General features: G+C 55.7%; 19 protein-coding genes. 11 read left to right on the forward strand and 8 right to left on the reverse strand.

The genetic code is table 11. The features are described from left to right. Positions 1-143: 143 nt before the first annotated feature. Entirely contained in the window at positions 144-1,805 is a 1,662-nt protein-coding gene (locus tag NP603_RS00365; RefSeq protein WP_256608930.1) for a multicopper oxidase family protein, read from the forward strand. Positions 1,806-1,866: 61 nt separating this feature from the next. Here the strand turns inward: NP603_RS00365 and NP603_RS00370 are convergent, their stop codons facing one another. Next, positions 1,867-3,594 (reverse strand): multicopper oxidase domain-containing protein, encoded by a 1,728-nt coding sequence (locus tag NP603_RS00370; protein ID WP_256608931.1) that lies wholly within the window; start codon positions 3,592-3,594, stop codon positions 1,867-1,869. Positions 3,595-3,853: 259 nt separating this feature from the next. On the opposite strand from NP603_RS00370, the gene NP603_RS00375 reads away from it, so the two are divergent. Beyond that, complete coding sequence (locus NP603_RS00375) at positions 3,854-5,554, forward strand: glycoside hydrolase family 17 protein (protein ID WP_256608932.1); 1,701 nt, start codon at positions 3,854-3,856, stop codon at positions 5,552-5,554. Between the two features lie 235 nt (positions 5,555-5,789). Beyond that, positions 5,790-6,473, forward strand: coding sequence for a hypothetical protein (locus NP603_RS00380; RefSeq protein WP_256608933.1), 684 nt, complete (start codon positions 5,790-5,792; stop codon positions 6,471-6,473). A 56-nt stretch (positions 6,474-6,529) separates the two neighbouring features. Here the strand turns inward: NP603_RS00380 and NP603_RS00385 are convergent, their stop codons facing one another. The 4 genes from NP603_RS00385 to NP603_RS00400 all read right to left on the reverse strand — a co-directional run bounded on the left by NP603_RS00385 (position 6,530) and on the right by NP603_RS00400 (position 11,018). Further along, positions 6,530-7,849 carry a GGDEF domain-containing protein gene (locus NP603_RS00385; RefSeq protein WP_256608934.1) on the reverse strand — a complete coding sequence of 440 codons (1,320 nt, stop codon included), beginning with the start codon at positions 7,847-7,849 and terminating at the stop codon, positions 6,530-6,532. 12 nt (positions 7,850-7,861) lie between these two features. Continuing rightward, positions 7,862-9,400 carry a GGDEF domain-containing protein gene (locus NP603_RS00390; protein ID WP_256608935.1) on the reverse strand — a complete coding sequence of 513 codons (1,539 nt, stop codon included), beginning with the start codon at positions 9,398-9,400 and terminating at the stop codon, positions 7,862-7,864. Between the two features lie 122 nt (positions 9,401-9,522). Beyond that, positions 9,523-10,140 carry a thiol:disulfide interchange protein DsbA/DsbL gene (locus NP603_RS00395; protein WP_256608936.1) on the reverse strand — a complete coding sequence of 206 codons (618 nt, stop codon included), beginning with the start codon at positions 10,138-10,140 and terminating at the stop codon, positions 9,523-9,525. 200 nt (positions 10,141-10,340) lie between these two features. Beyond that, the gene (locus NP603_RS00400; protein ID WP_256608937.1) at positions 10,341-11,018 is read right to left on the reverse strand and encodes a c-type cytochrome; all 678 of its coding nucleotides are present in this window, start codon (positions 11,016-11,018) and stop codon (positions 10,341-10,343) included. A 110-nt stretch (positions 11,019-11,128) separates the two neighbouring features. Here NP603_RS00400 and yihA point away from each other — a divergent pair, with 110 nt between their 5' ends. After that, positions 11,129-11,746, forward strand: coding sequence for a ribosome biogenesis GTP-binding protein YihA/YsxC (gene yihA, locus NP603_RS00405; RefSeq protein ID WP_256608938.1), 618 nt, complete (start codon positions 11,129-11,131; stop codon positions 11,744-11,746). 114 nt (positions 11,747-11,860) lie between these two features. Here yihA and NP603_RS00410 read toward each other — a convergent pair whose 3' ends face one another. Beyond that, positions 11,861-12,202, reverse strand: coding sequence for a TraR/DksA family transcriptional regulator (locus tag NP603_RS00410; RefSeq protein WP_256608939.1), 342 nt, complete (start codon positions 12,200-12,202; stop codon positions 11,861-11,863). A gap of 134 nt (positions 12,203-12,336) precedes the next feature. On the opposite strand from NP603_RS00410, the gene NP603_RS00415 reads away from it, so the two are divergent. The 3 genes from NP603_RS00415 (at position 12,337) to NP603_RS00425 (ending at position 16,144) form a co-directional block, all read left to right on the forward strand. Beyond that, positions 12,337-13,242: an AAA family ATPase gene (locus NP603_RS00415; RefSeq protein WP_256608940.1), complete on the forward strand. Its 906-nt coding sequence runs from the start codon at positions 12,337-12,339 to the stop codon at positions 13,240-13,242. Between the two features lie 80 nt (positions 13,243-13,322). Continuing rightward, on the forward strand, positions 13,323-14,189 hold the full coding sequence (locus NP603_RS00420) for a DUF58 domain-containing protein (protein ID WP_256608941.1): 867 nt from the start codon (positions 13,323-13,325) through the stop codon (positions 14,187-14,189). After that, positions 14,162-16,144 (forward strand): transglutaminase TgpA family protein, encoded by a 1,983-nt coding sequence (locus tag NP603_RS00425; RefSeq protein ID WP_256608942.1) that lies wholly within the window; start codon positions 14,162-14,164, stop codon positions 16,142-16,144. Before NP603_RS00420 ends, NP603_RS00425 begins: the two co-directional genes overlap by 28 nt. An 8-nt stretch (positions 16,145-16,152) precedes the next feature. On the opposite strand, the gene NP603_RS00430 is transcribed toward NP603_RS00425, so the two are convergent. Further along, on the reverse strand, positions 16,153-16,416 hold the full coding sequence (locus NP603_RS00430; RefSeq protein WP_256608943.1) for a hypothetical protein: 264 nt from the start codon (positions 16,414-16,416) through the stop codon (positions 16,153-16,155). Between the two features lie 102 nt (positions 16,417-16,518). On the opposite strand from NP603_RS00430, the gene NP603_RS00435 reads away from it, so the two are divergent. The 4 genes from NP603_RS00435 (at position 16,519) to trmB (ending at position 19,998) form a co-directional block, all read left to right on the forward strand. Next, positions 16,519-17,439, forward strand: coding sequence for an SPFH domain-containing protein (locus tag NP603_RS00435; RefSeq protein ID WP_256608944.1), 921 nt, complete (start codon positions 16,519-16,521; stop codon positions 17,437-17,439). A gap of 2 nt (positions 17,440-17,441) precedes the next feature. Beyond that, on the forward strand, positions 17,442-17,888 hold the full coding sequence (locus NP603_RS00440) for an NfeD family protein (protein WP_256608945.1): 447 nt from the start codon (positions 17,442-17,444) through the stop codon (positions 17,886-17,888). Between the two features lie 182 nt (positions 17,889-18,070). After that, positions 18,071-19,210, forward strand: a complete 1,140-nt coding sequence (locus NP603_RS00445; protein WP_256608946.1) for a hypothetical protein — start codon at positions 18,071-18,073, stop codon at positions 19,208-19,210. A gap of 98 nt (positions 19,211-19,308) precedes the next feature. Beyond that, positions 19,309-19,998: a tRNA (guanosine(46)-N7)-methyltransferase TrmB gene (gene trmB, locus NP603_RS00450; protein WP_256608947.1), complete on the forward strand. Its 690-nt coding sequence runs from the start codon at positions 19,309-19,311 to the stop codon at positions 19,996-19,998. A 16-nt stretch (positions 19,999-20,014) separates the two neighbouring features. Here trmB and NP603_RS00455 read toward each other — a convergent pair whose 3' ends face one another. Next, complete coding sequence (locus tag NP603_RS00455) at positions 20,015-20,251, reverse strand: glutaredoxin family protein (protein ID WP_256608948.1); 237 nt, start codon at positions 20,249-20,251, stop codon at positions 20,015-20,017. Positions 20,252-20,254: the final 3 nt, after the last annotated feature.

Genomic DNA, 20,254 nt, shown 5'->3' on the forward strand with positions numbered 1-20,254 from the left:
CACCCAATTCCGGATTGTGATCGGCTTGGCTCGGGCCACCGGTCGCCAGTAAAGGCAAGTTGTTGGGCACTGGAATTTGGAGTATGTTGAAGCCCTATAACAATGAGCTTATTTAACGGGCCAACACGGGGAGGGGAGTAGCTATGTCGCATCAAACCAACTACAACAGACGGCGATTTTTGCAAGTTTCAGCAGCCGGTGCCGCCCTCGCGGCATTGCCGCGGCTGTCGGCGGCAACCGGCAGCAGTTTGCTGCGTAAAGCCACGCCGGGATTTGTTGCCGATGTCGAAATCGAGTTTTCGGCACAAGCGTCGCAAGCACGCGTGTTTGAAGGTGGCCCGGCGACCCGGGTGCAAACCTACAGCGCCTCGCTATTGAAGGGGCCGACCAGCACATTGCGGGCACTGCCGGACAATTATCTCGGTCCGATCCTGAATTTGCAGCAAGGTCAGAAGGTGCGGATATTTTTCAACAACCGCCTGCAGGAACCCTCCATCATTCATTGGCACGGCCTGCATGTGCCGCAGCACAGCGACGGCCACCCAATGTATTCGATACAGCCCGGCGAGCAATATGTGTACGAATTCGAAGTCCTTAACCGGGCGGGTACCAGTTTGTACCATTCACACGCCCACGACTTGACGGCTGAACAGGTCTATCGCGGCTTGGCCGGCTTGATCGTGGTCAACGACGCCGACGAAGCGAAACTCGATTTGCCGCGCGGCGAATTCGATCTGCCGCTAGTCATTCAAGACCGGCGTTTCGACCAGCACAACCAATTGCAATATCTGCATGCGATGCCGGAGCGGATGATGGGCTTTCTAGGCGACATGATATTGGTCAACGGTAAGCCGCAGGCTGAATTCAACGTCAAATCCCGTGCATACCGGTTTCGCGCCGTTAACGGATCCAATTCCAGGATCTACAAACTGGGCTGGGACGACGGCACGCCATTGACTGCGATCGGCACCGATGCCGGATTGCTGGCACAGCCGGAAACTCGACCTTACATCATGTTGGCGCCGGGCGAGCGAGTCGATTTGTGGCTGGATTTCAGCGGCAGAGCCGTCGGTTCGCGCTTGACCTTATACAGCTTGCCCTATTCCGGCGCCTTGCCGGGGATGCATGGCGGCATGGGCATGATGCATGGCAAGTTGGCGCAAGGCGCGAAATTTCCGATCGCAGTTTTCAAGGTCAACGAAAGAGTTGCCGACTCGCCGAAGTTACCGAAAACCCTGGTGCCGTTTCAGCGCCTGAGCGAAGCTGACGTCGACAACCGGGACAACCCGATCCCGATTGCCTTGTCCATTCGCCATATGCGGCCGCTATTGAACGGCCTGTCGTTCTCGATGGATAGGGTCATGGATTACGAGAGGGTGGCGCTCGGCTCGATCAAGAAAATCAGGATTTTCCACGACCACGACGGATCTGAAGGGGAACACGGCGGCGGTATGGGCATGGGCAGGATGGGCGGCATGCGCCGCGGCGGCCGCAGTCACGACGGGGAAGAGCCTGGCGGTCAGGGAATGGGGGGCATGATGATGGACATGGCCCACCCGATACACCTGCATGGCCAACAGTACCAGATCCTGTCCCGCAACGGCGCCAACACCAAAGCTGCAGATTATGCGACGGTGAAAGACGGTTTTATCGATTCGGGCTGGAAAGACACGGTATTGGTGATGCCGGGCGAGGAAGTGAGCATCATCAAGCCGTTCCAGGATTACAAGGGGTTGTTCTTGTACCACTGCCACAATCTGGAGCACGAGGATTTGGGCATGATGCGCCAATACTATATCGGCTGAAAACAAAACGCCGGTGCCGAGACGGACCTGACACCGGCGCGTTTTTATCGGCTGGTTCGCTTTACTTTTTTCCGAACAGCGCCATGATGCGTTGCCGATTGGCAAAACCGGCATACGCCAAGCCGCCCAAAATCAGGCCGCTAAACAACTGCCCGAAGAATGAGGATTGTTCGGCCGCGGCAGTTTGGGTTGCGGCATCGGCTTTAGCCGGTGCGGGCGGCGGCGGCACGAACGCTGCTTGTTTTTTGTTGGAAATGTCCGGCAAGCCCAGGCTTTTCCAAGCGTCGTAATCCTGCCAGGCCGGGTATTTGCCTTGCCAGAATTCCTTGGTGAAATACGGCGCCAGACTCATGCCGTGGACTTTGGGAATGCCGCGCTCATCCATGTAGCCTTTGTAAACCACCAAGCTGATGTCGCCGCCTTCGCCAACGCCGTTGGTGGTGAACGATTTTTCGACGTGGTCGTGAAACATCCAGACGCCTTGGCCGAAACTGTTCAAGCCATCGTCGACGCCGCTAAGTTCCAGATCGAGTCGCTGTGCCGGCACCATACCGTGCACGTCGCGTTTGATGTAAGAGGAAGGGCCGTTATCGACGCCGTCGTAATGCGTCACCATCGGTTTATGGCCGTGGATGTGCAACGCGAACTCTTCCTCGTGGCCGTTCAGAACGCGGATTTTGACCTTCTTGTTCTCTTCCATCAGGATCAACGACTCGCGCAAGGTATACGGGAAGGAACGACCGTTCAGCATGAAGTAATCCGGCTTGGCTTCGGTAATATCGAATTCCTGATTCATGCGGCGGGCGATGATGCGCGGGTCGTTGGCGGAACGCACCATTTCGTGTAGTTCCTTGTCCGCAGATTGGTAGTGCAGGTCATATTCGGCCGCGTATTTTTCCTTGACCGCTACCGACGGGTGGCGGACATGGCCGGCACCGACGTTGAACACCTGGACCCAGTTATTGGGCCGGTTTTCCTCAACCACAAATATACCTTGCAGGCCCATCGGAATGTGCGTGTGCGGCTGTACGTGGCAATGGTAGTACATCGTGCCCGGTTGGCGCGGTTTGATCACATAGGTTTTGCTTTGGCCTGGCATCACGTCCATTTGCCCGGTTTGGCCGACGCCGTCGTTGCCTTCGCCGCTATGGTCCATGTAAGGATGGTCAATACCGTGCAAGTGAATCGAATGCGGGAAATAGTGACTGTTTTCCAGCACAATCCAGACGATATCGCCTTGCTCGACCCGGATCACCGGCGACGGTGCCCGCAACAGTGGGTTGGCCACCGGTTCGTACAGGCTCAGCGTCGACATGTCGCGGGTTTTGGGGGCATAAACCCAGAACGTGGGCTGGATGCCGGGAGCAATGTCGAAAGTCGTGGTCGGCTCCTTCATGTCCGGCGAATGGCCGTTCAGTTCGGCGATTTCCAATTTGATAATGTAATGGTCCGGATCGCCGTCGCCGTCCATGTCGTTACTGACGGTGATGGCGTCGGCAGCCAATTGGGTCTCCATCAGCGTCGCCATGGAAATATTGTTGGTGCCCTTGACGAACGCCGCGATTTCCGCAGGGTTGTCCGGATTGCACATCCGCGATTCCTGAATGTCCACACCGTCGATCACTTGCGCTTCGCGCCACTTCGGATCGGTAAATTCAGAACAAAATTCTTCCGCTGCCCCCAATTTGACGTTAGTGCTCGCCGGTAGCTTGTCCGCCGCCGCCAAAACCCACTGCGAACCGGACAGCAACATGGCGCCACACAGCATGGGGATAACCTTTTTATGCATACAAAACCTCATAAAACAGACAAATTAGCGGATAGCTCGACAAGGCATCCGAACATCAGAAAAAGCGCGATACTGTAACCAGAACCCATGGGTAAAGTACAGAAATTATTTAACAAATTTACCGGCTCCTCGCCCGGCTGCCATAGCCGAACCAAGGTTGCAACCGGACCGGTTGGCTAATACTTTATAATTCCATATCCGGCGATTTTTGCTAATCGGTGGACAACATTTTTGTCAGTTAATTCAGCCCGCGAAAATTATGCCCAGCATTCGATTCCTGCTTTGTTTGATCTTAATTTTATCAGTTCACGCCGGCTACGCCTGGTTGGACAACCGTCCGCAGGATGCCGGCACCGACGTTCCCGCCGGCAAGCTGATGAGCCTGTCGTTTGCCCCGTTCCGCGAAGGCTTTAGTCCGTTGCTGGAAAAATTTCCGTTGCCCGAGCACGTCGACGAAGATTTGCGCCTGCTGGCGGATAAAACCGAAACCATCCGCACCTATTCCAGCCTGGGCGGCATGCAACCCACTCCTGAATTGGCGCGAAAATACGGTTTGCAGATGATTCAAGGCTGCTGGATCGACGCGATTTATCTGGACAACCAACGGGAAATGGAAGCGTTGATCAAATCGGCGAATGCGAATCCGGATGTGGTGAAGCGGGTCATCGTCGGTAACGAAGTCTTGTTACGCGGCGAAATGGACGTCGATCGTCTGATCGGTTACATCCGCGCCGTAAAGCAGGCAGTCAAGCAGCCGGTGTCTTATGCCGACGTCTGGTCGATGTACATGAAGCATCCGCAACTGATTAATGAGGTCGATTTCATCACCATTCATATTCTGCCCTATTGGGAAGACGAGCCGATTTCAGTCGAAAATGCGACGCAACATTTGGAGAAAATCGTCAAGCAAGTCGAAGACGAAGCGCGCGGCATCGCACCCGGCAAACCGATTCTGATCGGCGAGTCCGGTTGGCCCAGTGCCGGCCGCCAACGCGGTTTGGCCGTGCCGAGCGTGGTCAACGAGGCCAAGTTCATCCGCGGCATGATTCAGGTCGCCAAGCGCCATAATTTCGATTACAACATCGTCGAGGCCTTCAACCAGCCCTGGAAAAGCGAACTGGAAGGCGTGGTCGGCGCCAACTGGGGCTTGTTCTCCGCTTCCCGCAAACCGGTGTTTCCGTTGACCGGGCCGGTGTTGGAAACGCCGAACTGGCCATGGCGTTTGGCGGCGGCCATTTTGCTCGGTCTGGCGGTGGTCGGCATTTATTTTAAAAATCTGCAGGCCTTGCCCTGGCCGAGATTATTGCTGGTGTTGGCGATGGTTCAGACTTTTAGTGCCTGTCTGGTCACGCTGGCCGATTTTCTTTGGTATACCAGCTACAGCGATTGGCAAAGGTTGTACACCGCATTCATGGTCGTGGCTAACGCGCTAATCGCCGGCTTATTGCTGTGCCGGGCGCGGCAAATTCTGGGGGGACAGTCCGGCACTCTGCCGCTGGCGAAGGCGTTGCGTTCTGCGTATCTGATTTTTATCGGCTTGGCGCTCTACAAAACTTACGGATTGGCGGTCAATGGCCGTTATTTGAGCTTCCCGATCGAGCAGTTTTCGATTCCGGTTATTGGTTTGGTCGCGCTGATTGCATGCCGGCGGCTAAATCTAGGTAAAGCGACCAGCGGCTTATTGGCGTTCGACGACTTGATCGGTTGGGAATTTAGTTCCAAACGCGACTATCTACTCGCTTACCTGCTGAGTTTCGCGATAGTCGGCATGGTGATCGGAGAGAGTTTAGCATTTATGGTTGGCCGGGATTTTATTCAGGCTCATCCCGGTATTGCCGAAGGTTTGCCGGTCGCACTGAGTTATACCTTTCATAACCAGCAATTAGTGACATGGTTGGCGTACCTGGCGGCGTTGTCTTTGCCATTTTGGATCGGAAAATCGAAGAACGCTAATGTTTAATGCTAGTGTTCTGCCTGGCAAGGCGATGCGCCCTGGAGTGCGGCGTTTCAAAACCCGACGGCGTTAAGCGACAGTTTGCCGCGCGGCAATTTGTCACATTCTCAAACGCCGAGCCGGCCATTAGACTATGTATAACTCTTATGTATGCGCTCCCTCTCCTAAAGGGTAAAGAGTTTTAATATCCTTCCTCAATGCGGCCTCTGCGCCGCATCTTTTTTTGGATGAGGTCGTCATTATGGAAAGAAACTACCAGTCTTCGCTGTCTACTTTCGTGCATCCAGCCGAATTGGATTTACGCACCGCTTTTCACGAGGCCGGCCACGCCGCGGCCATTTATCTCAGCAACCGGCAAAAGCAATTACCGCCGGTATTTTTCGAAATCCATGTCCGGCGGCCCGGCGATGATAGACATCAATTTTTTGCCAAAGTCGTGGACGGCAATCTGATCCAAAATTTGCCGATCGCCGTAGTCGAGAGTTTTTCGACGTTTGCCGAGCAGCCACAGCATAGTTGCCAGCGGGCTTATGAAGCCGATGTGGTGAATCTGCTGGCCGGACCCTTGGCCGAAGCCAAATACGTGGCGATACGCGACGATGAGGTTTTCAACCTCAATCTGGTCAATTTCAATGCCTTGCACAACTACGGGGGATACAGCGACCTGGAAAAAGCTTCGAGCTATTTGGAGTGCTTCATTTCCTGCCGTACCGAACGCGAGAAGAAAATGCAGGATTTGCTGGCCGAAGCTTTCCGCTTTATCGACGACCGCCGACATTGGAAGTGCATTCTGAATCTGGCGCACTACATTCTGGATAGCCAACAAGAGGTCATTTCCTGCGACCAGGCCATTACCGTATTCGATCGTTGCCTCGCTGCTACCCGGCCTTACCGTTCCGCGCGCTATCCTTTCTTCTTCAATTAACTCCATTTCGCCGCCCGGCAATTACGTTAGATAGCTCAGGTAGCGCTTTCCCAGTATTAGCCGAGGTCGTCGGTAAATAAAGTGCAACGGTTGCGTCCCAGTTGTTTGGAGCGGTACAGCGCTTGATCTGCTCGTACGAATACGTCATCGTGCAGATCGCCTTCCTTGAATCCGCTGACGCCGCAACTCAACGTCAGATTGATGTCTTCGCCGTTGGAATGAAAGCCTGAGTGCTGGATGATGTCGCGGATGGTTTCCGCGACTTCCAGGGCCTGATCTTCGCGAGTATTCGGCATCAGCATCACAAATTCTTCGCCGCCGTAACGTGCAACGAAATCGGTTTCACGGCAGTTGCTCGACAACAACTGGCCGACCAATGCCAGGGTTTTGTCGCCGGCTTTATGGCCATAGTTGTCGTTAATTTGCTTGAAGTGGTCGATATCCCAAATCACCAAAGCCAGCGGCGCCTGGTAGCGTTTCCAGCGATTGGCCTCCATTTCCACCCGGTTGTTGTAGGCCAAGCGGTTGGGCAGACCGGTCAGCGAATCGCACAAGGCTTTGTCGTGTTCGATTTTCAGTTTGGTGCGCAGAGTTTCGGTCTCGGTTTCCAAGGCCTGGAGTTTTTGCGTCATCATCTCGATTTTCTTTTGCGCTTCGAGTTGGCGCTCGTCTTCCATTTGTTTGTGTTCGAGCAATTGCTCCAGCAGGCGATCGAGATGCTCGCTAGTCTGGGTTTTCAATTCGGCCAGTTCTTCCGCCGATTGCGCGGAATCCTTCAAATCGCCGACCTGGCGGGAAATCTCGTGGCTCAACATATGCCGATTGTCGATCGACAGTTTGTTGGCCTCACCTGCGCTTTCGGCGTGTTGTTCGATTTCGTTGAGCTGGCCGGTCAAATCCGTCAGAAACAAGTCGAGATCTTTTCGTTCCGCCGCGCCGTAGTCTTTGATGTTCAGTAGCAATTCGATCGCCGAATCGATCACTCTTTTGTAGGCATGTCCGGTTTGCCGGGCGCGGATTCGCTGTTTCAGTATCGTGGTTTGCTGCTCGAAGCGTAGCGGGACCTCGGCTTCGGCCAACAATTCGTCCAGGCGCTGCAGTACATATTCTTGCTGGGTATGGCCGGAAACCGTGCTGTCTGCTTCGTACTCTTCCTTGCTTTGCTTGGAAATCTGCAACAGCGTTTTCGAGACCGACTGCAATTCCTGCAACAAGTCGTGCAGGTTTGCGCCGCCGCGTAATTTGGCGCCTATCGTCACCAAGTGCGGTTCCAGTAATTTGTGGCTGCCTTGACTGAATATCAAAAGCTGGATGACCAGTTTGTACAGGAATTTTTCGATATCGGCCGGAGCCGAATAGGGGGAATGGATTGCCATCGCGCTAGCGCCTTAAACCACGATGCAGCAATTGCGACCGGATTGCTTGGCCTTGTACAAGCCAGCATCGGCGCGCTCGAATAACGATTCGGTAGTGTCGCCGTCGCGGTATTGGCTCAGGCCGCAGGACAGTGTGATATTCACTTTGTTGCCGTTGGCGTTGAAACTGCAGTTTTCAACCGTGCCGCGCAGTTTCTCCGCAACTTGTAAACCGGCCGCGGCGTCGGTATCCGGTAACAGCATCACGAACTCCTCGCCGCCGAAGCGGGAGACGAAGTCGGTCTGTCGGCAATGCTCGGACAGTAACTTGCCAATGATCGCTAAGGCCTTATCGCCTGATTTATGGCCGTAAGTGTCGTTGATGGTCTTGAACAAATCCACGTCCCAAACGATCATGGTTAACGCCGATTTATACCGTTTGCAACGCGCGATTTCGTCGGCGAGCCGGTCCTCGAGCGCCAAACGATTCGGCAAGCCGGTTAAGGGGTCGCGGGTCGCCCGCTGCTGCGCGGCGTCCAGCCGTGAGCGCAATTCGCCGGATTCGGATTCCATTTCCTTCAATTTGGCCGTCAAGGCCCGCATCTCCTGTCGGACCCGATCGCGTTCCTGCTGCTCACGTTGGTTATGTTGCTGAATTTGTTCGCTGATGGCGCTAAGCCGACTGCTGACGACTTGCTTCAGCGGCTCCAGTTGGGTGGCGCTTTCGGTTCTTTCCTTCAATTCCTGGATCTGCTCGGAGACCGAACGGTCCAGCAGGTTACGCTTTTTCAGGCTGTTTTCGGTGGCGGAGTTGACGCCGGTGGCTTTGATGCCGAGTTCGGTCAACTGTTCGGTCAATGCAGCCAGGAACATCGCCATTTCGCGTTGTTCGGCTTCCAGATGCTTTTTTATCGACAGCAGCAAACTGATGGTGTCGTCGAACACGCGGCTCAACGGTTGCCGTTCGCTTTGGATCCGCTGTTTCAACTGCTCGGCGTCGGCGGCAAAAAATTGCGGGATCTCGGCATTGTCCAGCAACCGGATCAGCTGAATGTGAATGGCGTTGACGTCGGTATCGCCTGGCGCCAGTTCGATGCCGAGTGTTTGCGGCAATTGCGGTTTGCTTTCGGCTTCGATCAGTTCCAGCAACGCCAAAAATAAACCTTGGTTATTGGCAAACTTGCGGTTTTCGTAGCCATCTCGGATTTCGTCGAGACGGTCTTGCAGGAACGGGTACTGCTTACCCAGAAATTCGAATAGCAGTGCGGCATCGGCGAGATTGGTTTCCGCCGAGTCTTCCAGTTTCGCCAGCGCAGCGGAAAATGCGGTCAGTTCTTTTTGCAGTTGTTGGCTCTGCAGGCCGCCTTTCAGCAGGTTACGGATCCGATTCAAGTGCGGGTCCAGTTGCCGGTTAAGGCCTTTCACCGCCAATGCGAAACGAACGATGGTCTTGCAGAGCAATTCTTCGTTGGCTTTGAACTGCTTTTCGCTTTGTTCCTGGTCATCCAATAGCCGGAGATATTTCTCCTTCCACTTTTCCGGCCCTTCTTCCTTGTTCTTGAAAAAAACCATGAATCACGCCTCAATATCGAAACTTTTACCGGTTGAATTATAGACTATCGCCGAAATTGCGAAGCCTACGATTCCGGCGCGATTGCCCACATCCCTGTGAGATGCGCGAGGTAATTGGGGCATTATTTCTTGGGACTTTCCTGCGCGATTAGCTGGTTGACCACATTCAGCATGTTGGCCTGCGATTTGGCCGATTGTGCGGTCACTTTGTATTTGCCGTTGACCACCAGCGAAGGTACGCCGGTAATGCCGTAGCGCGGCCCGATCGATTCGGCTTGGCGCAATTTGGCGTCGACCAGGAACGAGTTATATGCCGCGCGGAAATCTTCGTCCTTCACGCCGTGTTCGGCAAAAAACTTCGCCAAGTCGCTTTCGTCTGTTAGAGCCGGCTTTTTGTCTCGAAGAGCTTCTTGGATGGTGTTGAATAGGTCGGCATGCACCTTATCCAGTACACCCAGGGCTTCTGCGGTGTAATAAGCTTTAGCGTGCTTGCCCCACAACTCGCTGAATACCGCCGGTTGGCGGATGAACTCTACGTTGGCCGGCTTGGTTTTCAGCCATTCGACCATTGCCGGCTCCAGGCTGTAGCAATGCGGGCAGCCGTACCAAAAAAATTCGATCACTTCGACTTTAGCAGGATTTTGCACCGGTTGCGCCGGCGAGACCGGATCGTAGCCGCCCTCCGCATTCGCCAACGTGGATAATCCCAACAGCCCGAGCAACGCAATAATTTTTAACATCAAAGTTCTCCGTAAAAGTAATTCCGACAAAGATGGCTCCGCGCCGAAGCGGCTATCGGCTTGTAAATCCGGCCGCTGTAGACCGGAACCGAATAACCATCCTGTAACAGCACTTGCCGCAGAGCCCAGCGCGACCGGCTTTTTACATTACATCCTCCACCAGGGACTATACCGCTGGCCGGAGAGCAGCGCCTGGGGGCTTACTTCATCGTCGAGATGTAGTAAGACACCGCCTTGATGTCTTCGTCGGTCATTTTGGTAGCGATCATGTGCATCATGTTTTCGCGGTTGTTGCTGCGAGCGCCGGTTTTGAAATCGGTCAGGGTTTTGATCAGATAATCGGCATGTTGCGAGTGCAGCGACGGGAACGAGGCCGGCTTGTTGCCTTCGGCATAAGGGCCGTGGCAGGCGACGCAGGCCGAGACTTCGCGGCTCAGGTTGCCGTTGCGGTACAGGTCGCTGCCCTGAGCAATCAACGCCGCCAGTTCGGCTTTTTTCTGTTCCTCGGTTTTGGCCGGAGCGTCGTCGTCATCGCCGGCGGGCAGTGTTGGGGCCGGATTGGCAGAAATCTTGTTGCCGGCATAGTAGGCGGCGATTTCCTGAATGGCCTGGTCGTCTAGGCCGGCCGCCAACGGCGCCATCATCGGCGAGTTACGGGAACCGTTTTTAAAAGCGTGCAATTGCTTGGCCAGATACCCTTGATGTTGGCCGGCCAACTTCGGGAAGCTGGGCATGGTGCTGTTACCGTCCTCACCGTGGCAGCCCGCGCAGCTAGCCGCTTTGGCCTTGCCGGCACTGGCGTTGCCTTGAGCATGGACGTAGCCGCTAGCGGATGCCAACGCCAAGGAGATGGAAACAGTCAGCAATTTTCTTGTCATTATGGGCCCCTGTTCAGGAAAAGTTGATCGATATAAAGCGCGCGGGCGTCTGCCGCCAAGCGCTATAATGCCCGGATTCTAACCGATTTAATGACTGTAAGCGAGACTGGATGAATCCGATCTACCACCAGGCCAAATTCATCAGCAGCGCCCCTAAACTGAAGGATGCGCCGCCTGATCAAGGAAAGGAAATTGCGTTCGCCGGCCGCTCCAATGCCGGGAAATCCAGCGCAATCAACACGCTGGTCAGACAAAATGCGTTGGCTCGGGTCAGCAAAACCCCCGGCCGCACTCAATTGCTGAATTTCTTCCAAGTCGATCCGGAGCGCAAACTGGTCGATTTGCCCGGCTACGGCTACGCCAAAGTTCCGGAAGCGATGAAGCTGGAATGGCAAAAAATGATGGAAACCTATCTGAACCAGCGCCAGGCGTTGTGCGGCATCGTGTTGGTGATGGATATCCGCCACCCGCTGACCGACTTCGACTGGCAGATGGTCGAATGGTGCGAGCACCGCAAATTGCCGCTGCACATTCTGTTGACCAAGGCCGACAAGCTCAAATTCGGCGCGGCGAAAACCACGTTATTGCAAGTTCAACGGGACTTGAGCCGGGTGGATATCGTTGTGACCCTACAATTGTTTTCGGCCCTGGACAAAGTCGGAGTCGACGACGTGCACCAGATACTCGACGAGTGGTTCGGGTTTTCCGAAGCCGAAGCAGCAGTCTGATTTTTACCGCCGGTACGCCGCCCTGATCTAGTTTAAGATTGCCCTGAGCCGATGTACGGCTGTAGATTCGGCCAGCCCGCCTAAAATCGGGGCGACCTTGAAACGAACGGTCGTTTATCGGCCTTGGCTCCGTTCCGCACAGCGCAGGCACTGGTTGGCGAACGGCAGCGCCGCCAGCCGCTCCTTGCGTATCGGCTCGCCGCAGGTAGCGCATACCCCGTAAGTGCCGGCATCGATTCTGAAAATGGCCTGCTTGATTTTTTCGACTTCGTCGCGGGCGGCATTCCCCAAGGCGTCCAGCACTTGGTCGTTTTCGGTTTCGACGGCTTGTTCGGAGAAATCCTTGTCCAGCGGATGGTCGGCATGCTTTACATCAGCAGTTATCTTACCCAGCCGGTCGTCGAGTTCTTCCAGCATGTTCAGCAGTTGGTCGCGCACGTCTTGATATTCTTTCATTTCAGTCTCCGCAGCATGCTGCATGGCGATAGGCCGACCCATTCCGGCCGCTTCCGGTTTATACAACGAAGCTCCTGCCGGCGCAACCAAGCTGGTCTATACTCGATCCATCGCTACTTACGGTATTTCGCACGATGGACGTTGCTCTCGACCGGCTAATCGCCGCCGCCAACCAGATCATTCTCGGCAAGGAACGGCAAATTCAGCTTGCCGTTTGCTGCCTACTGGCCAAAGGCCATTTACTGATCGAAGACATTCCCGGCGTCGGCAAAACCACGCTGTCGCATACCTTGGCGCGCTTGTTCGGCATGGAATACCAACGCATCCAATTCACCAGCGATATCCTGCCGGCCGACATCGTCGGCTCGACAGTGTTCGATACCCATAAGCAGCAATTCAAGTTCCATCCCGGACCGATCTTCAAACAAATGATTTTGGCCGACGAAATCAACCGCGCCACGCCTAAGGCGCAAAGCGCGCTACTGGAAGCGATGGAGGAGCGGCAAGTGACCGTGGAAGGCCAGACCTACGCTTTGCCGCAGCCGTTTTTCGTGATCGCTACCCAAAATCCGACCAACCAAATCGGTACCTTTCCGCTGCCGGAATCGCAAGTCGACCGCTTTTTGATGCGGATAGAGCTGGGCTACCCCAGCCGCCAGGCCGAACGCGAGTTATTAGCGGGTCAACCTCGCCATCTGTTGATCAACGCTCTGGCGGAAGCCTTGAGCCCGGCGCAACTGGTCGAGCTGCAACAGGCGGCAGCCAGCGTTTATGCCTCGCCCGCCTTGCTGGATTATCTGCAAGCCATATTGGCCTACACTCGGCAATCACCGGATTTCGTAAACGGCCTGTCGCCGCGTGCCGGTTTGGGTTTACTGGCTGCGGCCAAGGCCTGGGCCTTCATCGACAAGCGCCAGGCGGTGTTGCCGGAAGATCTGCAAGCCGTATTGCCGGCCGTGGCCGGCCACCGCTTGAATGCCGGTTCCAGCGATTCGGTCGGCATCGTTGCGCCGATACTGGCGCAAGTATCGGTCCATTGAACTCGGCGCCGCTATCGTTAACAGACCGCTTTCGGCTGTCGCGCTTTTTTCGAGGCGAGGCACCCACCTCGGCACCCATCGTGTTGGGCCACCGCCGCATCTTCATCTTGCCGACCCAACGCGGCTTGGCATTCGTACTGTTGATCGTGTTGCTATTACTGGTCGGCTTCGTCTACAGCAATAATTTGGCCTATTTATTGGGTTTTTTATTGGCCAGCATTTTCTTTGTCGCGATTTTGCACAGCTTCAAAGCCTTGGCCGGCTTGAGCGTCAGGGCCGGTCGCCAACCGGCCGTGTTCGCCGGGCAAGCCGGCGCCTTTAATTTTCAGATCGGCAATCCCGGTCGACAGGGGCGTTACGCCGTCCAATTGGCCTTGCAAAGCGAGATGGCCATCAGTTTGGCGCCGGCGGAAACGCGAATCGCCACCTTATACCAGGCGACCGAGCGGCGCGGCTGGTTACAACCGCGGACGTTGACCGTTTCCAGCTTGTATCCGTTGGGGTTGTTTCGAGCCTGGGCACCGCTGCGTTTCGACAGCCCGTTACTGGTCTATCCCAAACCGGCCAAGCGACAATTGCCGTTTCCGGAAAGCGGTGATGGACAGCTATCAGAGGGCCTGAGCCGGCGCCAGGGTGACGAGTTTTACGGCCTGCGCCCATACCAACGCGGCGATGCGATCCGCCAAATCCATTGGAAAACCTTCGCCAAAGGCCAGGGCGTATTCAGTAAGCAATACGCCGGCGCAGGCTCCAGCGAACTGTGGCTGGATTATCAACAGGCACCGGGGCACAACAGCGAGGAACGCCTGAGCCAACTTTGCCGCTGGGTCGTCGATGCGGAAAAAGCCGGATTGCGTTACGGCCTGCTGCTGCCCAATCTGCGTCTTCCGCCGGATACCGGGACGACCCATTACCGGCAATGCCTGCAAGCACTGGCGCTGTTTTGACCATGAATGCGCTGCCGTCGTCACGCCTGTTATGGTTCATGTCGGGATCGATAGGGCTGATCGCACTGCCGCATGCCTGGCATGTTCCGCCGCTGCTGATCGGCTTTTTCGGATTGATGTGGCTATGGCGACTGCTGGCGATAGCTCGGCCGGCCTGGTTGCCGAACCGGTGGGGGTTATTTGCGTTGACACTAGCCGGTATTGGTCTGGCCTTCAGCCAACACCGGGGAGTGTTCGGCCGCGATGCCGGCACCGGTTTGTTTGTCGTGGCTTTGGGATTGAAATTACTGGAGATTCGCGGCAAACGCGACGTCTACGTCATCGTTTATCTGGCCTTCGTCGTCGCCGCAACGCAGTTTTTGTACGAAGAAAGCATTTTGATGGCACTTTACATTCTGCTGGTTTGTACCGTGCTGTTAGCGACGCTGGTCACCCAAAACAGCGTTTCGCCGCAAACCGTTCCGGCGCTGAAAACCGCAGCGACGCTGATCGTACAAGCTCTACCGATTGCCATGGTGTTGTTTGTGCTGTTCCCAAGGCTGGAAGCCCCACGCTGGAGTTGGCTGGATGCCGACAATCAAGCCAAAAGCGGCTTGAGCGATACGCTGGAGCCCGGTTCGATCGCCGAATTGAGCTTGTCGGCGGAATTGGTATTTCGGGTCAAGTTCGACGGCGATCTGCCGCCGCCGGCGCAGCGCTATTGGCGTGGACCGGTTTATAGCCTTTTCGATGGTTCGGCTTGGAAGGCGGCGCCGGCCTTGTTCCGTGCGGCCAATCCCGATCAGCCGGCGTTCGGCGGCAGGGCTTACGATTACACGCTGATGATGGAGCCGCAAAAACAAAATTGGGTGTTTGCGCTGGAATTGCCCAGCGCATTTCCCGCCGGCCTGCGCCGCAACGAGTTGTACCAATTAACCACCAACAAAAATCCCGGCGACCGCGCCGAATATCGGATTTCATCGACGCCGGCCTACAACACCGGCGGTATCAGTCCGGCGGAACGGCGGGAAAATCTGCAATTGCCGGGCAAACCTTCCGAACGCATACGCAATCTGATCGCCCAGTTACGCGGCACCGAGGCATCGCCGGAGGTGTTGATCGCCAATCTGTTGCAGCACTTCCACCGCGAAAATTTTCGTTACACCTTGAATCCGGAGCCGATGCCGGAACGCCAGGTCGAAACTTTTCTGTTCGAACGCCGCGCCGGTTTTTGCAGCCATTACGCCACGGCTTTCGTTTATCTGCTGCGGGCCGCCGAAATTCCGGCGCGGGTGGTCGGCGGCTACCAAGGCGGCCGATTTAACACGGTGGGCGGTTTTCTGGAGGTCCGCCAGGCCGATGCGCACGCTTGGGCTGAAGTCTGGCTGGACGGTAAGGGCTGGGTGCGTTTCGACCCCACCGCCGCGATTGCGCCGGAACGGATCGAACAAAGTGTGAACGTTGATTTGCAGATCGCCAGCGGAGCAGCCAATTTCAGCCCGATTCAACTGGATGCCAAGACCTTGACCTGGCTGCAACGCGGCCGGCAACTGTGGCAGAACGTCGATTACCAATGGCAGCGCTGGGTTATCAATTACGATACCGACAATCAAAAGGCTTTGTTGCAAAGCCTGGGTATCGACGACTTCGTCAAGCTCGGTTATTGGCTGTTGCTCAGCGTGGGCGGGTTGAGTGGCTTACTGGCCTGGCGCTTGCTGCGGCCGAATCGGCGACGGCGCGACCCGGTATTGCTGACCTACCGCCAGTTTTGCGACAAACTGCGGAAAGCGGGCGTCGACTTCGGTCCCGGCGACGGCCCGCAGACGTTGGCGCAACGCGCCAAGACCGTGCGGCCCGACTTGGCCGACGCTATAGACCGGATTGCGGCGGTTTTTATCCGCCTGCGTTATGAACCTGGCGCGGAGACCGGCGACTTGCGCACCCTGAAAACGCTGGTTCGCGGCTTGCGGGTTTGAGCGGGAACCTAGTGAAGATCCGGCACTTCTTCCTTAGCTTTTTGCTGCGGCTGCGATTGAGTTTGCTTGGCTTTTTCGGCTTGTAATTGCTTGTTACCCTCGCCGAACATTACCGCTCCGGCCATGAAAATCGCGCCGGCGATCGCAATAATCGGCAAGCGGCCGGGCTTATCCATCCACAACAGTATCCACTTGGGTTTGATCATCCCGACGAGCAAAATCACGGCGGCGAGAATCATTACGTTAAAACTGTAGTAGATCAAGGTATTCATGTAACCGGGTCCTGTTTCCAGCAAGTTAATAAGACATACATTATTATTAGCCGCGTTACGCTTGGCAATAATCAAAATTAATCATCACCTTGAGGAGGCGCTATGGGCGGCTTTGGTTTATTTGTAACAGTATTATTGGTGTTTGCCATTTTAATGGTTTTTATGAGCGTCAAATCCGTGCCGCAGGGCATGGAATACACCGTCGAACGCTTCGGTAAATATACCGCGACTTTGACGCCCGGCCTGAATATTATCGTGCCGATCATCGACCAGATCGGCCGCAAGCTGAACATGATGGAGCAAGTGTTGGACGTGCCGTCGCAGGAAGTCATCACCAAGGACAACGCGATGGTCAGGGTCGATGGCGTCGTGTTCTACCAAATTCTTGATGCCGCCAAAGCCGCCTATGAAGTGAACTATCTGGATGTGGCGATCATCAATCTGGTGATGACCAACATCCGCACCGTGATGGGCTCGATGGATTTGGACGAATTGTTGTCCCGCCGCGACGAAATCAACGCTCGCCTGTTGACCGTCGTCGACGATGCCACTTCGCCATGGGGGATTAAAGTCACCCGCATCGAGATCAAGGACATCGCGCCGCCCAAAGACTTGGTCGACTCGATGGCGCGGCAGATGAAAGCCGAACGGGAAAAGCGCGCTCAAATTCTGGAAGCGGAAGGCTTGCGCCAAGCAGAAATTTTAAAAGCCGAAGGCTTGAAACAAAGCGCGATTCTGGAAGCCGAGGGCCGCAAGGAGGCCGCATTCCGCGAAGCCGAGGCCCGCGAACGCTTGGCCGAAGCCGAAGCCCGCGCCACGTTGATGGTGTCCGAGGCCATCTCCAAGGGCGACGTGCAGGCCATCAACTATTTCGTCGCCCAGAAATATATCGAGTCGGTCAAGGCGATCGCCTCAGCCGATAACAGCAAATTGATCATGATGCCGTTGGAGGCCTCCAGCGTCATCGGCGCGTTGGGCGGCATCGGCGAGTTGGCCAAAGAAGCGTTACAGAAAAAGGGCTGAACATGATGGAACAAGACATCGTATTTTGGTACTGGTGGGTGCTGGCGGTCGGTTTTCTGGCTCTGGAAATCCTGGCCAGCGGCTTTTTCTTCCTGTGGCTGGCGGTTTCGGCCTTCATCGTCGGCTCGGTCGTGTTGTTGATCGAAGCGACCACGTTCAACGTCCAAGTCTTGCTGTTTTCGTTATTGGCGGTGTCGTCGGTGCTGGCCTGGCGCAAATACGCCCGCACCCGAGCCACGGAAGTCAGCGATCATCCTTTGCTGAATCGGCGCGGCGCCCAATACATTGGCCGGACGTTTAATTTGATCGCACCCATCGAGAACGGCCAAGGCAAAATCAAGGTCGACGACACCATTTGGAAGGTTCACGGCCCGGACACGCCGCTAGGCGCAAAGGTCAAGGTTGTCGCGATCAAGGGCACCGTGTTCGAGGTGCAGGTTTGCCAATGAAGCAATCGGCAACCCTACCGAATTAGACATCCGATTGTTTTAAGATTCGCGGAGCGGAAAGCGCCGCGACCAGGCGACATAACGCGTGAGTTAGCGGCGAGGCAGCCCCCGCGGCCATCCACGCCTTGCGGAGGGTTAATGATCATGCAGCCGACTTTCACTCAAGCATCGCCGCTAGGGCCATGTGCGGCGTAATCCGCTACCGCTACCGGCTGCCACCCCGCTTCGTGGCATCGCTACTGTTTTTGGCGATCGCACCAACCGGCGGCTTGGCTTATCTGGCCGCCAGCGGCGTTTTGCCAAACTATGCCGATTTACTCGGCTGGTTGGCGGCCGCGAGCGCTTTATGGGCTATTTTGCCGCTATGGCTTGTCGGCAGAGCTTTGGCCAAACCGTCTTTCATCGAATTGCGGGCGGAGGAAGCTTTGTTACCGAGGGCGTCTTTGGCATTAACGTTTATCGGTATGCCTTACACGGCCATCAAGCAGATCAGTGTGCTTGAAGTGTCGAATCATAGCGTGGCGGTCGTGGCTTCGGCTTTCGGCGAATCCCGCGTCAGTTCCGCGTGGTTTGCGGCAGAAGGCGAGTTTGCCGAGTTTCTCCGGGAAATCCAGCGGCGTCACGCACAAAATGCCAAGAGTAAACCGCCAGCTATCGACTCGCTAGTGGCCGCGGTTCGCGAGCGCAGTAAAGAGGATCCCTTGGCCGGCGCGAGGATCGCCGCACAGGAGGTATATCATCGGCTGACTTCTGCAATGCAAAACGATAAAGGCGTGCACGCCGAATCCCTGCTATGTGCGCTGGGTGCACTGGCGGGTTATGCCTGTCAAGTTAGCGTCAGACAACGGAACGTGGCGCGAGGGCTGGCGGAAGATGCCGGTTTGGCGACCATTGAAGCTACCGACGGCAACAAGTATTTTTACGGCGATGCGATAAACGCTCCGCTGGCCGAATCGCAGTATTCGGTATGGGGGCTGGCGGCGGCGGCGGCGCAAAAATCCGGCTGCCAAGACTTGCTGGACGTTAACGAAATATTTCGCCATAGCATCAAAAGCCTGGGCAGTAGCGAGTTCGGCTTGCTGCGCCTGCCGCTAAGGCAATCGCCGGCCGATCGGCCTTTAAACTACTTGAAAGCCTTGTGGCCTAATCTTATGCCGACTATGCGCTTGCTGTGTCCGATTCAGGCGCATTGGCCAATTTTGCTCGGATTGGCCATCCAGGAGGCGATTCATAGCGGAAAATCCGTGATCGACCCGTGCATTGCGCTTAAAATTGTTATGGAAAGCGCTATCGCGATGTCGAAAGTGGACCTGGACGACTGATCGGAGTCGGGCTATCAACCCGGCTGCGGGGATTGGCTCGGCTTGTTATCGCGTTAAGGCTTTCGGCTATTTGCATCCAATCAGCTTTTGTTTTCTAAATGACCGAACCGCAACGCATCGACCCTTCCAAAATCCGCAGTTTCATCCGCCGCCAAGGCCGCGCCACCGCCGGCCAGAAGTTCGCGCTTGAGCACCATTGGCAGAAATACTGTCTGGCGCCCGAGCAGGTCTTCGATCCGGTACAGGCCTTCGGTCGGCAGGCGCCGCTGATTGTCGAGATCGGTTTCGGTAACGGTGACAGTCTGGCGGCGATGGCGGCAGCCAATCCGCATTTGAATTACCTGGGTATCGAAGTGCATAGGCCCGGCGTCGGCCACTTGATGATGTTGCTGGAGCAGTTTGGGATAAACAATGTTCGCATCTACCACCACGATGCGATCGAAATCTTGGAACGAAAAATCGCCGATCACAGCCTGGCCGGCGTTCATTTGTTTTTTCCGGATCCGTGGCAAAAACGCCGCCACCATAAGCGCCGCATCGTCCGTCCGAGCTTTGTCGAATTACTGGATAAGAAATTAGCGGTCGAAGGTTATTTTCATGCCGCGACCGATTGGGAGCATTACGCCAAGGATATGTTGAGTATTTTGTCGGCAGGTAAGGGATTGAAGAATACCAGCCCGAGCGGAGATTTTTGCCCGCGCCCGGATTACCGGCCGTTGACCAAATTCGAGAACCGCGGCCTGGGTTTAGGCCACGGGGTTTGGGATTTGATCTTCGCCAAGCATTGACAGTTCGCCGCCCGGATCAGGTCCGGGCTTGGGCGGCAAGCCAGAGCACCTGTTCCGGACCGAACGGCCAGTGCAGTTCGAGCCCGCGGCCGGGGTGCGCCAGCACCGGTATTTTTAGGCCATAACGCTGTTGCAAGTTCTCGTCTTCGATAATGTCCCGAATGTCGAAGCTGAGGCCGACCAGATGCACGATCTGTTCGGCTTCCTCGCATAAATGGCAGCCTTCGGTGCCGTACAAAATGAAATCCGCCATCGA

The sequence above is a fragment of the Methylomonas aurea genome (genome assembly GCF_024505045.1).
Lineage (GTDB): Bacteria > Pseudomonadota > Gammaproteobacteria > Methylococcales > Methylomonadaceae > Methylomonas > Methylomonas aurea.